General features: G+C 71.7%; 10 protein-coding genes. All 10 read left to right on the plus strand.

The window, feature by feature from the left end:
• Positions 1 to 330 precede the first annotated feature (330 nt).
• Positions 331 to 930 (plus strand): adenylate kinase, encoded by a 600-nt coding sequence (locus tag MXD62_RS12840; protein WP_248829502.1) that lies wholly within the window; start codon positions 331 to 333, stop codon positions 928 to 930.
• A gap of 403 nt (positions 931 to 1,333) precedes the next feature.
• Entirely contained in the window at positions 1,334 to 3,496 is a 2,163-nt protein-coding gene (locus MXD62_RS12845; protein ID WP_248829503.1) for a hypothetical protein, read from the plus strand.
• Positions 3,497 to 3,708: 212 nt separating this feature from the next.
• Positions 3,709 to 4,491, plus strand: a complete 783-nt coding sequence (locus MXD62_RS12850) for a L,D-transpeptidase family protein (protein WP_248829504.1) — start codon at positions 3,709 to 3,711, stop codon at positions 4,489 to 4,491.
• 252 nt (positions 4,492 to 4,743) lie between these two features.
• Complete coding sequence (locus MXD62_RS12855; RefSeq protein ID WP_248829505.1) at positions 4,744 to 5,199, plus strand: tellurite resistance TerB family protein; 456 nt, start codon at positions 4,744 to 4,746, stop codon at positions 5,197 to 5,199.
• A gap of 240 nt (positions 5,200 to 5,439) precedes the next feature.
• Positions 5,440 to 6,252: a sulfite exporter TauE/SafE family protein gene (locus MXD62_RS12860; protein ID WP_248829506.1), complete on the plus strand. Its 813-nt coding sequence runs from the start codon at positions 5,440 to 5,442 to the stop codon at positions 6,250 to 6,252.
• 393 nt (positions 6,253 to 6,645) lie between these two features.
• Positions 6,646 to 7,323 carry a hypothetical protein gene (locus MXD62_RS12865; protein WP_248829507.1) on the plus strand — a complete coding sequence of 226 codons (678 nt, stop codon included), beginning with the start codon at positions 6,646 to 6,648 and terminating at the stop codon, positions 7,321 to 7,323.
• A 70-nt stretch (positions 7,324 to 7,393) separates the two neighbouring features.
• Positions 7,394 to 9,325, plus strand: a complete 1,932-nt coding sequence (locus MXD62_RS12870; protein WP_248829508.1) for a methylmalonyl-CoA mutase subunit beta — start codon at positions 7,394 to 7,396, stop codon at positions 9,323 to 9,325.
• Complete coding sequence (gene scpA / locus MXD62_RS12875) at positions 9,325 to 11,547, plus strand: methylmalonyl-CoA mutase (protein WP_248829509.1); 2,223 nt, start codon at positions 9,325 to 9,327, stop codon at positions 11,545 to 11,547. The genes MXD62_RS12870 and scpA overlap by 1 nt, the downstream gene beginning before the upstream one ends.
• Positions 11,548 to 11,552: 5 nt before the next feature.
• The gene (meaB, locus tag MXD62_RS12880) at positions 11,553 to 12,539 is read left to right on the plus strand and encodes a methylmalonyl Co-A mutase-associated GTPase MeaB (RefSeq protein WP_248829560.1); all 987 of its coding nucleotides are present in this window, start codon (positions 11,553 to 11,555) and stop codon (positions 12,537 to 12,539) included.
• 168 nt (positions 12,540 to 12,707) lie between these two features.
• On the plus strand, positions 12,708 to 13,910 hold the full coding sequence (locus MXD62_RS12885) for a DUF262 domain-containing protein (RefSeq protein ID WP_248829510.1): 1,203 nt from the start codon (positions 12,708 to 12,710) through the stop codon (positions 13,908 to 13,910).
• The last annotated feature ends 1 nt before the right edge of the window (position 13,911 follow it).

Consider the following 13,911-nt stretch of genomic DNA (forward strand, 5'->3'; position numbering starts at 1 on the left):
CGGCGGAGATCCCGTCGATGTAGGCGAACATCATCTCGGCGAGCGACACGAGGCCGGCGGCGTCAAGGCCGGCGTGGGGGGCGGCCCCCCCCCCCCGGCGCCCCCCCCCCCCCCCCGGGGCTCGATCGTCGTCGGCCCGGTCCGGGTGAGGCCGTTGGACCCGTCCACCCGGCTCCACCCGTCCATGGGTCCCTGGTTGTGGATCAGGGCGGATTTCACCCGTTGGGGAGGTCGATCGTTGGGTGAACTCGCTCGCGTCGCGTCCGGTCTGCCCCGGTTCACCGTCGCGGCGGCTCTACTGGAAGCCAACCAGCCGGTACCGTGCAGGCCATGAGGCTCGTGCTGCTTGGCCCGCCCGGCGCCGGCAAGGGGACCCAGGCCGCGCGGATCAGCGCGCGCCACGGCGTGCCGGCGATCTCGACCGGTCAGCTCTTCGACCAGCAGATCTCCGCCGGGTCGCCGCTGGGCCGGCGGGCCGAGCACTATGTCCGGGCCGGTGAGCTCGTCCCGGACGAGATCGTCCTGGACATGGTCGCCGAGCGCCTCGCCACCGGCATCGACTGCGAGGTGGGGTTCCTGCTCGACGGCTTCCCCCGGACGCTGCCGCAGGCCGAGGCGCTCGACCGCATGCTGACCGCCACCTGCGGGCCACTCCACCTGGTCCTCGACCTCGACGTCGACGAGACCGAGGTGCTCGCCCGGATCGGCCGGCGCTCGCTGTCCGAGGGCCGCCTCGACGACAACCAGGAGACGGCGCGGCGGCGGCTGAAGGTGTTCGCCGAGGAGACGGCCCCGCTGCGCAGCCACTATGCCGAGCAGGGTCTCCTGCGCACCGTGGACGGCACCGGCACGCCGGACGAGGTCGCCGCCCGTATCGAGGAGATCCTCGCGGCGGCGGCCCATCCCGAGTTGCGGGCGGCCCGTCCCTGACGTGACCTTCGGGTGTCCGGGCGGGTCGAGAGATCCCGTGGCGGGATAAATTGGACCTGTCAGTGACGGCATGCGGTGACAGGTCGGGGATGGCCGGATGGGTTCTGGGATGCCGGCGCGTTCTGGGATCCGGGCGCGCGCTCGCCGGTGGGTGGCCATGTCCGGCTCGGGAGCTGAGGGTCCTGCGGGTTCCGCCCCGGATGTAAGGCACGGCCTGCCCGCTCCCAGGGACGGCGGTCCCTCCTCCACAGCTGGCGCGACCGGCGCGGAGTCCGCGGCCGCGCCGGACTCTGCGAGCCCCGCCGGCTTCGCTGGCGCTGGTGGCTCCGGTCGCTCCAGACGCGGGTGGCGTTCCGGCCGCCTCCCGGATGCCGGGCGGTCCCGGGCCTCGGGCGGGCGGGTCGTGCGGGACAGCCCCCGGCGTCGGGCGGGCCAGTGGGGGCTGGCCGTGTTGCTGGCGCTCCTCTGGCTGCCCTTCGTCGTGCTCGCCACCTCGCGCACGACCGTTCTGAGTGCGGACTTCTACTCCCAGGCGCTCACCGAGGCGAACGCCTACGACCGCCTCTACACCGAGGTGCTGCCCGACCCCGCCGTCGAATCCCTGCTCTCCGGCCTGCCCGTCGACCCCACCCTGGTCACCGCGAACCTGCGCACGGTGCTGCCGCCGTCGACGGTGGAGGCGATGACCGACGAGCAGATCGAGCGCATCGTCGACTACCTGCGCGCGCGCCAGGACGACATCGAGTTCAGCGTCGACCTGACCCCGATCTTCGGCAACATCTCCGGCCTGGCCAACCGCTACATCGCGGGCGAGATCGGCACCGGCACGAGCTACCAGGTCGAGTCGGTCACCCAGTTCACCCGCTCCGTCCTCGACGCGCTCGACGACATCGTCGCCGGTCGACCGCCCACCGCGCTGCCCACCATGGAACTCTCGGCGCAGGACACCGACCGGGTGGTGGAGGCGGTGCTCGGCCGGCTGAAGCCGGCGGACCGCGACGCGGTGGCCGCCCCCCTGCGCGCGGACCTGCGCTCCGGTGACGTGGCCGGAGCGCTGGCCCGGGTCGGTCCGCTGCTGTTCCAGGGTGACGAGCGGGCGGTCGGCGAGATGCGCGCCCACCTCACCGACGGCGCCGTGCTCGACCTGGGCGTCCGCCTCTCCGACCTGCGCGACGAGCCCGCGATCAGCGCCGTGTCCAGGCTGCACGACGTCTCGGCGGCGCTCGACGGGCTCAGCCTGGCGCTGCTGGGCCTCGCCGGGCTGATCTGCGTGGCGATCGTCGCACTGGCAGCCGCCCGCGGCCGGTCCCGGATGCGGGCGCTGGCGGGGGCGGTCGTCGTCGCCGGGGTCGCGGCGGGCGTCCTGGGCGTGATGCTGCGGATGCTGCTGCCGAACCCGCTGCTCGCCCTGGAGGAGCCCGGTGGGCCGCTGCCGCCCGGCGCCGGCGCGGTGCTCGCCGACTTCTCGCGGCACGCGTACGGCGACATCGAGTCCGATTACCTGCGCATCGTCGCCTGGACGCTCGCGGTGGGGCTGGCGATCCTCGGCGGCGCGCTGCTCGTGGCACTCTCCGCGCGCTGGGGCCGGGCCGGCCGGCGCCGCCGCCTCGCCGCCGGCTTCGCCGTGGCCGCCCCGATGATGATCGCGCTGACCTGGGTCGCCTTCCCCGGTGCCGCGGCGAACGCGCGGGAGCTGTGTAACAGCCAGATCCGCCTGTGCGACAGCCGGTACGACGAGGTGACCTACCTGGCCACCCACAACGCGATGGCGACCAGCGAGGACCGCTTCCTCGGCCCGACCCAGGACCCGTCGCTGGTGCACCAGCTCGACCTCGGGGTGCGCGCCCTGCTGCTCGACGTCCACCACTGGACGACGCCCGAGCAGGTGGACGCCGTCCTCGAGACGTTGCCGCCCTCTACCCGCACGGCCATCGAGCCGCTGACCCGCAACGCCCGGTCGGCCCGGCCGGGGCTGTGGCTGTGCCACAACCTGTGCCAGCTCGGGGCGCTCGACCTGACCGCGGAACTCGGCCAGGTCCGGGACTGGATGGACCGAAACCCCACCGAGGTGGTGACGTTGATCATTCAGGATCAGGTGCCCGCGCCGGAGATCGCCGGCGCCGTCGCGCAGGCCGGCCTGTCCCGCATCGTCGCCACCCCGCCGGCCGATCAGGACGGCGAGTGGCCCACGTTGCGGGAGATGGTCGAGTCCGGCCGGCGCCTCGTCGTCTTCACCGAGAGCCAGGACATGCCCGGGACATTCCTGCGCAGTTTCTACCGCTACGCGTCGGACACCCCGTTCTCGGTGGACTCCCCGGAGAAACTGACCGGCTGCGCCCGCCTGCGGGGAGCCGCGGGATCGCCGCTGCTCCTGCTCAACAACTGGGTGACGGACGCGGCGCCCAGCCGGCAGGCCGCCGTGGTCGCGAACCGTGCCGACCGGATCCTCACGCGGTCCAGGCAGTGCGAGACCGAACAGGGCCGGCGCCCCACCTTCGTCGCGGTCGATTTCGTCAACATCGGTGACGCCGCCGCCGCGGTCGACCGGTTGAACGCCGTCAACTGACCGCTTTGCGGCTAATGCCGGAGGCTATCTGGCTGATTCATAATTCTGAATGACAGGCCGTGCATTGTCGGTACGGGAGATGAGACGTCCCCGCCGGGGGATGTTTACTGCGCGCAAGGCAATATACGGCTATGGGTGGTATGGATCCTCGGTGCAGATCTCGCCGTTTCGAACACGCCAGATCAGCGACCGGCACACTGGTGATGTCCGCCGTGCTGGTGGGAGTACCCGCCGGTCCCGGCCTCGGTGGCCACGCCCTGGCGGCGGCCTGGGCGACGAGCGGCGCGGCCGCACCGGCACCCCCGTCAACCGGCCCACCCGCCCTGCCCGGCCCACCCGCACCGCCGGCACCGCCAGAGCCGCCGGAGCCGGTTCTCGCGGCCGGGACGGACCTTCCGGGACTGCTCGGCCCGGGTGACCAGGGGGCGCCCGTGCTCGCTCTCCAGCGACGGCTGGTCGAGCTGGGCTACTGGCTCGGCGAGCCCAACGGGATCTACGGAGCCCTGACGGTGCAGGCCGTCCTCGCCGCCCAGAAGGTCGCCGGACTGGAGCGGGACGGCCTGGTGGGCCCGGCCACCTGGGCGTCGCTCCGGCAGGGCCCCCGACCGCTGGCCGTCACCGGTTCGGGCCTGGTGCTGGAGGTCGATGTCGCGCGCCAGCTGCTGCTCGTCGTCCAGGACGGATCGGTCCGCCAGATCCTCAACACCTCGACCGGGACGGAGCGCTGGTACGAGGTGCGCGGCCAGCGCCTCCTCGCCGACACCCCGCGGGGTACCTGGCATGTGTACCGGCAGGTCGACGGCGTGGACCCGGGCCCGCTCGGCGGCCTGTACCGGCCGAAGTACTTCCACACCGACGGGATCGCGGTGCACGGCTACGTTTCCGTGCCGGGCCGCGCGGCGTCCCACGGCTGCGTTCGGGTCACCAACGAGGCGATGGACTGGCTGTGGGCGTCGGGTATCGGTGCGATCGGAACGACGGTGCTGGTCCGCTGACGGCCCCGGCCGGGTGCCCCCGCCGGGGCCGAACGCGGCCGAATCGTGCGGACGGGTCGGGTGGGGAGCGTCGTCCGCGGTCCGCGCGTTCACTCGTGGGAGTCTTGTCTGGTTCAGGCCCGGTCCCGGGCCGGGCCTGAACCGACCCGGCACGCCCGACTCCGGTCGGGTGCGTACGGCCCCGCGACCTTCGTGAGCGGAAGACGCCGGGATCCTCGTGACACCGGACACGCCACCGGCAAAGGAGCACAGGTGCCGATCTGGAACCAGCTACGACAGTCCGCGCAGAGCATGCAGGTGCAGCTCAACGCGAAGAAGAACGACCTCAAGAGCGGCGCGTTCCGCGACGCGAGCATGGCGATGTGCGCGCTCGTGGCCGCGTCGGACGGCAGCGTCGACCCCGCCGAGCGGCAGCGGGTCGCGTCGCTGATCGTCGGCAACGACGTGCTGTCGAACTTCGCGGCCGACGACCTCCAGCGGCGGTTCAACGACTACCTGGGCAAGCTGCAGGCCGACTTCGACTTCGGCAAGGTCTCGATCCTCCAGGAGATCGGGAAGGTCAAGAAGAAGCCGACCGAGGCCCGCGCCGTGATCCAGATCGGCATCGTCATCGGCGGCGCCGACGGCAACTTCGACAAGACCGAGCAGGCGATCGTCCGCGAGGCGTGCTTCGCGGTGGGGATCAACCCGGAGGAGTTCGACCTCTGACCGTCGCGGGCCCGCGGCCGCTGGTCGGGGGAGCCAGGAGTCGATAGTCGGTCGCCGGGAACGCGGTGATCGGTGACTGCCCGGACCGGCTCCCTCGGCCCTGTTCGGCCGCCGTGACCTGGGCCGCAATTCCTGGCAGCGGCCACCTGTCCGGACGAACGTGATTTTGTCGTCTCCAGCCCGGCGCGCCCGGTGGCGTTCCGGCGGACCAGCGGCTTGTCACGACCAGACGGAGGACAGGTGGGACCAGCCGACGCTGTTCTCGTCGCCGGGGCCGGCCTGCTCGCGGGGGCCGTGAACGCCGTGGCGGGCGGCGGCACCCTGATCGCGTTCCCGGCGCTGCTCGCCACCGGCCTGCCCGCCCTCACCGCCAACATCACCTCCTCGGCCGGGCTCGTCACCGGGTACGCGGGCGGGGCCCTGGGCTACCGGCGAGAACTGGCCGGACAGACGTCCAGGCTGAAGGCACTCGGCCCACCGGCGATGCTCGGCGGCCTGGTCGGCGCGGTCGTCCTGCTACTGACCCCGTCGGACGGCTTCCGGTCCGCCGTGCCGTTTTTGGTGATCGTGGCCTGCCTCCTCCTGGCCGTGCAGTCGAGGCTGGCCTCGCTCGTCGCCCGCCGCCGGGCAGCCGCGCTGGCGACCACCCCCCGGCAGACGCCCGGCGGGCTGGTCGGTGTCGAGTCGTCCGTCGGGGCTGTTACCTGGCCCACCCGGATCGGGGTGTTCACCGCGGGGGCGTACGGCTCCTACTTCGGGGCCGGGCTCGGTGTGGTTCTGCTCGGCGTTCTCGGAATCCTGCTGGTCGACGAGCTCCAGCGGACGAACGCCCTCAAGACCCTGCTCTCGTTCGGTGTGAACGCGATCGGCGTCGTGGTCTTCCTCGTCACCGCTCAGGTGTCCTGGGCCTACGCCGGAATCCTTGTCGTGACGTCGGCGGTCGGTGGGGTCCTCGGCGCGCGGGTCGCCCGACGGCTTCCCGCGCCAGCCCTGCGCGCTGCTGTGATCGTGCTCGGTCTGGTGGTGGCTGTGGTCCTGTTGATCCGCGGCTGACGGGGTCGTGCCCGGTGGCTGGTGACGCTGATCGAAATCGCGTCCGGTGGCGGGTAATCGCCGATCGAGGTCGCGCCGGGTGGCCGGTAGCCCCGTGAACCAGGCGTGTTCTGAGTATCGCTCGGAGGCGCGTGGTAGCCGCCGCGACTGCTCGCCCTCTACCGGCTTTCTCGCCCTTTTGGGGCGGAATAATCCGGGATTCAGCCCCGAAAGGGCGAGGTGGTTACCAAAGGGCAAGGAGGTTCCCCTCCGGAAAACCCGGAAGGCTAGCGACATCCTGGCCGGCCGCCAATTTCACCGACCCGACCGCGAAGGCCCGGTTGCCGTTTCGGCTGCGTGTTCGCGCCACGCTGCTGGCGCGTCCCGGCGCGTCCCGGCGCGGTGGCGTGTGGCGTGACGGCTGGCCGGCTGCTGGGCTTCGAAGGGCTTCCGTGGCCCGCCGACGACGAGCCGGTGCACCTCCGGCTGCCGGTGCACGGTTCCCGGAGGCAGATGGAGGGGACGGTCAGCCACTTCGGGCCGGTCGCGGTCGGCGATCTGGTCGAGCTCGACGGAATCCCCGTCACCGGTCCGGACCGGACCCTCGCGGACCTCGTCCTGGCCGGTTCACGCGAGGACGCGGTCGCGATGATCGACGCCGCGTTGCGCCGCCGGCTGGTGACAGGGCTGGACGGGGTGATCGCGGCCTGCGTGAAGCGCCCCGGTGCCCGCCGGGTGGCCTCCTACTGGGCGCTCGCGGACGGGCGGGCGGAGTCCGTGCTCGAGACCCGCCTGCGGCTCCTGCTCCACGACGCCGGTGTGCCTCCGCCGCGCATCCAGTGGCCCGTCACGGACGGTACCGGGCGGGTCCTGGCCCGGCTCGACCTCGCCTGGCCCGGCGCGATGCTCGATGTCGAGGCGGACGGCGGTGCCGTCCACGAGCTTCCGTCGGCTCTTCACCGGGACCGCGAGCGGCAGAACCAGCTGCTGGACCTGGGATGGCGGGTCCGGCGGGTCACCTGGGCCGACGTGCTTCGTACACCGACGAAGGTCGTCGCCGCGGTCACCGGATGGCTGGCGGCAGGCCCGTGACCGGCCCGGGAAGCTGTGACGGGAGGAACAATCCGGGCTCGTGGGGCCGCGGGCCCCTACGATCCGTCCCATGACCGTTCCACCGGTGGAGCTGGCGCTCGCCGCCGATTTTCCGGACTCGACGAGGGACGACTGGCGGCGGCTGGTCCTCGGGGTGCTGCGAAAGTCGGGGGTTGCGGGCGAGGACACCGCTCCGGGTGAGGCCGAGGAGCTGATCGCGACCTCGACCTACGAGGGCATCCGCATCCGTCCGCTCTACGACGCGGCGGACGCCGCCGGCGCGGCCGGCGCGGGCCTGCCGGGGCTGGCGCCGTTCGTCCGCGGCGGCCGGCCACAGGGCGCCAACACCGACGGCTGGGACGTCCGTGCGCTGCACGCCCACCCCGACCCGAAGGCCGGCGGTCAGGCGGTGCTCGCCGACCTGGAGAACGGCGTCACCTCGCTGTGGCTGCGGCTCGGTCCGGCGGGCCTGCCTCTCGACGGGCTTGCCGAGGTCCTGCGGGATGTCTACCTCGACCTCGCTCCGGTCGTCCTGGACGCGGGCGCGCTCACCGGTGAGGCGGCCGCCGCGTTCCTGGCGCTGGCCGACGAGCGGGGTGTTCCGGCGTCCCAGCTCACCGGCGTGCTCGGCGCGGACCCGCTGGGGCTCGCGGCGCGCACCGGGGCGGCGCCGGACTTCAGCGTGGCCCGCGCGCTCGCCCCGCGCGTCGCCGCCGAGTACCCACGCCTGCGGACGCTGGTCGTCGACGCCCGGCCGTACCACGACGCCGGCGGGAGCGACGCCGAGGAGCTCGGCGCCTCGTTGGCGACAGGTGTGGCCTACCTGCGCGAGCTGACCGACGCCGGGCTGGGCGTGGCCGAGGCCCTCGGCCAGCTCGAGTTCCGCTACGCGGTGAGCGCCGACCAGTTCCTGTCGATCGCCAAGCTGCGGGCGGCGCGGCGGCTGTGGGCCCGGGTGGCGGAGGTGTGCGGTGCCGCGCCCGCGGAGCGGGTGCAGCGCCAGCACGCGGTCACCTCGTCCGCGATGATGTCCCGCCGGGACCCCTGGGTGAACATGCTCCGCACCACCGTGGCCTGCTTCGCGGCGGGGGTCGGCGGCGCGGACGCGGTCACCGTGCTGCCCTTCGACATCAGGCTCGGGCTCGCCGACGACTTCGCCCGTCGGATCGCGCGGAACACGCAGACGCTGCTGCAGGAGGAGTCGAGCCTGATCCGGGTGATCGACCCGGCCGGTGGCTCCTGGTACGTGGAGTCGCTCACCGACTCCCTCGCCGAGGCGGCGTGGGCGGTCTTCACCGAGATCGAGCGCGCCGGCGGGATCGCGGCCACGCTGGCGGACGGCTCGCTGCGGGCCCGCCTGGCCGCGACCTGGGCGGCCCGTGCGGACGCGATCGCGCACCGGCGTGATCCGCTGACCGGCGTCAGCGAGTTCCCCAACCTGGGTGAGAAGCTCCCCGAGCGGCCGCCCGCCCCGGCGGAGGCCGGCCCGTCCGGCGCCACGGCCGCGACCGGCACGACCGAGGCCGGTGGCGGCCACGGGCTGCCGACCGTCACCTACGACCAGGATTACGAGGCGCTGCGCGCCCGGTCGGACGCGCACGCCGCCGCCACCGGCGCCCGGCCCGCGGTCTTCCTGGCCACCATCGGCGGGGCCTCGGCGTTCACCGCCCGCGCGACCTTCGCCGCGAACCTGTTCCAGGCCGGCGGCCTGGCCACGCCCGAATCGGGCCCGGGCACGGATCCGGCCGCGATCGCGGCCGCGTTCACCGCGTCCGGCGCGAAGGTCGCCTGCCTGTGCTCGGGGGACAAGGTGTACGCCGAGTGGGCGGCCCCGGTGGCCGAGGCGCTGCACGCGGCGGGGGCCACACGGGTCTGGCTGGCCGGCAAGGCCGGCTCACGCGCGGAGACCGACGCCGCGGCGGGCGTGAGCGGGTACGTCTTCACCGGCTGCAACGCCGTCGAGGTGCTGCGGACGACCCTCGCAGAGGCGGGAGTGGCCTGATGTCATCGATCCCCGACTTCGCCGAGATCGCGCTCGGAGCACCCAGCGGCGCGGACGCCGACGAGTCCCAGTGGCGGGTCGCGCTCGAGCAGGCCACCGGCAAGGACTCCGACGCCCTGACCTGGGACACCCCAGAGGGCATCGCGGTGAAGCCGCTGTACACCGCGGCCGACACGGCCGGCCTGGACTTCCTCGGCACCTACCCGGGCATCGCCCCCTACCTGCGCGGCCCGTACCCGGCGATGTACGTGACCCAGCCGTGGACGATCCGCCAGTACGCGGGGTTCTCCACCGCGGCCGAGTCGAACGCCTTCTACCGGCGCAATCTGGCCGCCGGCCAGAAGGGCCTCTCGGTGGCCTTCGACCTGCCGACCCACCGCGGGTACGACAGCGACCACCCGCGGGTCACCGGCGACGTGGGCATGGCCGGCGTGGCCATCGACTCGATCTACGACATGCGCCAGCTCTTCGACGGCATCCCGCTGGACCGGATGAGCGTGTCGATGACCATGAACGGCGCGGTGCTGCCGATCCTGGCGCTGTACATCGTCGCCGCCGAGGAACAGGGGGTGGCACCGGAGCAGCTCGCCGGCACCATCCAGAACGACATCCTCAAAGAGTTCATGGTCCGCAACACCTACATCTACCCGCCACAGCCGTCGATGCAGATCATCTCGGACATCTTCGCGTACACCTCGAAGCGGATGCCGCGATTCAACTCGATCTCCATCTCCGGCTACCACATGCAGGAGGCGGGCGCGACCGCCGACCTGGAGCTCGCCTACACGCTGGCGGACGGCGTCGAGTACATCCGGGCGGGTCTGGGTGCCGGCCTGGAGATCGACGCCTTCGCCCCCCGGCTGTCGTTCTTCTGGGCGATCGGCATGAACTTCTTCATGGAAGTCGCCAAGATGCGCGCGGCGCGCCTGCTGTGGGCGCGGCTGGTGAACCAGTTCGGCCCGACCAGCGCCCGTTCGACGTCGCTGCGGACGCACTCGCAGACCTCCGGATGGTCGCTGACCGCCCAGGACGTCTTCAACAACGTCGTGCGCACCTGCGTCGAGGCGATGGCCGCCACCCAGGGACACACCCAGTCGTTGCACACCAACGCCCTCGACGAGGCGCTGGCGCTGCCCACCGACTTCTCCGCCCGCATCGCGCGCAACACCCAGCTCCTGCTCCAGCAGGAGTCCGGCACCACCCGGGTGGTCGACCCGTGGGGCGGCAGCCACTACGTCGAGCGGCTCACCTACGACCTGGCCCGCAAGGCCTGGGCGCACATCACCGAGGTCGAGTCGACCGGCGGGATGGCGCAGGCGATCGACGCCGGCATCCCGAAGATGCGCATCGAGGAGGCGGCGGCCCGCACCCAGGCCCGCATCGACGCCGGCCGCCAGCCGCTCGTCGGGGTCAACAAGTACCGGGTGGCCGCGGACGAGGCCATCGACGTCCTGAAGGTCGACAACTCGGCGGTCCGGGTCGGTCAGATCGAGAAGCTGCGCCGGCTGCGTGAGGAGCGTGACACCGCCGCCGTCGAGTCGGCGCTGCACGCGCTGACCGCCGCGGCCGACGCCGCCCGTGAGGGCAGCCGGCCGTCCGACCTGGGGCACAACCTGCTCGCGCTGGCAGTCGACGCCGCCCGAGCCAAGGCGACCGTGGGTGAGATCTCCGACGCCCTGGAGAAGGTGTACGGGCGGCACTCCGGTCAGATCCGTACGATCTCGGGTGTGTACCGGGATGAGGCCGGGCCGGCCGGCAACATCGTCGCCGCCCGCGAGGCCGCGGCGGCCTTCGAGCGGGCCGAGGGCCGGCGTCCACGGATCCTCGTCGCGAAGATGGGCCAGGACGGGCACGACCGCGGCCAGAAGGTGATCGCCACGGCCTTCGCCGACATCGGCTTCGACGTGGACGTCGGCCCGCTGTTCCAGACGCCCGCCGAGGTGGCCCGCCAGGCCGTCGAGGCGGACGTCCAGATCATCGGCGTGTCCTCGCTCGCCGCCGGGCACCTCACGCTGGTCCCGGCGCTGAAGGAGGAGCTGGCGGCGCTCGAGCGCGACGACATCCTCGTCGTCGTCGGCGGGGTCATCCCGCCGCAGGACTTCGACGCGCTGCGCGCCGCCGGCGCCGCCGCGATCTTCCCACCCGGCACGGTCATCGCGGACGCGGCGATCGAGCTGCTGGCCACGCTGTCCGACCAGCTCGGCCACACCACGGCGTCTTGACCGCACTGGCCCGCCGGCCCGTCGACGTCGCCGCGTACGTCGACGGTGTCCTCGCGTCGTCGCGGATGTGGGTCGCGCGCGCCATCACGCTGGTCGAGTCGACCCGCGCCGACCACCGGGAGGCGGCCCAGCAGCTGCTGGTGGCCCTGCTCCCGCACGCGGGGAAGGCCCGCCGGGTCGGGATCACCGGCGTCCCCGGGGTCGGCAAGTCGACGTTCATCGACGCGCTCGGCACGACGCTCACCGCGGCCGGGCACCAGGTGGCGGTGCTCGCGGTCGACCCGTCGTCCACCCGCACGGGCGGGAGCATCCTCGGCGACAAGACCCGGATGGAGGCCCTGTCCGCCGACCCGGCCGCGTTCATCCGGCCCTCACCGACCGCGGGGACCCTCGGCGGCGTCGCCAAGGCCACCCGCGAGGCCATGGTCATCATGGAGGCCGCCGGGTACGACGTGGTGCTTGTCGAGACGGTCGGGGTCGGCCAGTCCGAGACCACGGTCGCCGACATGGTCGACACCTTCCTGTTCCTGACCCTGGCCCGGACGGGCGACCAGCTTCAGGGCATCAAGAAGGGCGTCCTGGAGCTGGCGGACGTCATCGCCGTCAACAAGGCGGACGGGCCGCACGAGCTCGACGCGCGCCGCGCCGCGCGTGAGCTGGCCGGGGCGATCCGGCTGTTACAGGGCGGCGCGCGGGAGTGGCAGACCCCGGTGCTGACCTGCAGCGCCGCGGAACGCACCGGCCTGGACACGGTCTGGGCGCAGGTCCTCAAACACCAGGACACCCTCGACGCCTCCGGCGAGCTCGCCACCCGCCGCCGCCGCCAGCAGGTCGACTGGATGTGGGCGATGGTGCACGATCGCCTGCTGTCCCGCCTGCACGACGACCCGCGGGTCGCGAACCTGATCGGCGGCCTGGAACGCCAGGTCGAGGACGGCGAGCTGACGCCGACGCTCGCCGCCGACGCGATCCTGCGGGCCTTCGAGCGATAGAGTACGGATCGTAAGGAAGTCGGCGGTCTGTGTCACGGGCTGATCCTTCTCATCGAAAGCGGTCATGGCGCATCGTCGAGATGGTCGCCCCTCTGCGTGTGGTCAGGTTGCACGTTAGGCGTTCCTACGCTGCGACCCGCGTACGCTCAGCGCGCAGCAGGACTGGTCGTGGAGGAGTCACACGGTATGGGCGACGGTTCCGGGGGCGTCAGCGACGATCCCGCGGTGAGTGGTAGGCGCGGACTTGACTTCCTCGTGGAACACGAGGGCAACGTCCCGCTTGACGTGGAGGCGGAGCAGGACGACGAGCCGCAGGACATAGATCGGCCTTGGAATCCGGAAAGCATCAGGGTCGGCACCAAGAGCTTCTCTCTGCGCAACATGCTGGATGCCATTGACGAAGGGTCGTTGGACCTTGCCCCGGATTTTCAGCGCCTGAAGGTCTGGAAGTCGGCGCAGAAATCCAGTCTGATCGAATCCGTCCTACTTCAGATCCCGCTCCCTGCCTTCTACTTCGCCGAGGATCGAGACGGTACCCTTCGAGTGGTGGACGGTGTGCAGCGACTTACAACCGTCTACGATTTTGTTCGCGGTGGTCCTGGCAGCGCTTTCGCCCTCGCTGGACTCGAGTACATCGATGACATCGTGGGGAAGCGGTTCGATGATCTACCGCTGCCGTGGCAGCGTCGCCTCTATAACACGCAGATCGTCGCGCACGTCATCGACCCATCGACTCCGCGACTCGTCATGTACGACATCTTCAAGAGAATCAACACCGGTGGAACTCCGCTGAATGCGCAGGAGATCCGCCACTGTATGAGCCTCGCGCGTAGCCGCGACTTCCTACGTTTTCTCACTGCGGCTCCGGAGTTCGGCCGGGCGACTGCGGGCGCTCTGGAATCGCAGCGACGGATGATCGATCGTGAGGTCGTCCTGCGTTTCTGCGCATTCTGGCTGTTCGGTCCAGAAAGATACGAAGCTCCCATGGATGCATTTCTCTGGGAGGTGACGGATGCTCTTGACAATCCAAAGCTCGTCACCGAGGAGAAGCTTCGTGAGATCGGGTCCGCATTTGTGACCGGTCTCCGGAACAGTATCGAGATCTTTGGGGAGAACGCTTTCCGAAAGTGGCCCGAAGGTGACGAGCGGCGCAACCCGTTCAACCGGGCGCTGTTCGAGTGCTGGACTGTGGAGCTGGCTCGACTCGGGACCTTGAGGTCCGAGTCGCAGCGGCTCGAAATCCGCGAAGACGCGCGTCGGGCCATGGCTGAGAACGAGGTCTACATCGCGGCGATCTCGACCTCGACGGGTGACCGGAGGCGTGTCAGGAACCGATTCGCCGTGACTCGCGAAATCATCGAGGAAGTCTGAA

This window comes from Frankia sp. Mgl5 (assembly GCF_023242985.1).
In the GTDB taxonomy this organism is placed as follows: domain Bacteria; phylum Actinomycetota; class Actinomycetes; order Frankiales; family Frankiaceae; genus Parafrankia; species Parafrankia soli.

Excerpts from the sequence above, each read along its gene's own strand:
- MXD62_RS12870 (WP_248829508.1), top strand. The coding sequence starts at position 7,394 with ATGACCGTTCCACCGGTGGAGCTGGCGCTCGCCGCCGATTTTCCGGAC.
- scpA (WP_248829509.1), top strand. The coding sequence starts at position 9,325 with ATGTCATCGATCCCCGACTTCGCCGAGATCGCGCTCGGAGCACCCAGC.
- MXD62_RS12840 (WP_248829502.1), top strand. The coding sequence starts at position 331 with ATGAGGCTCGTGCTGCTTGGCCCGCCCGGCGCCGGCAAGGGGACCCAG.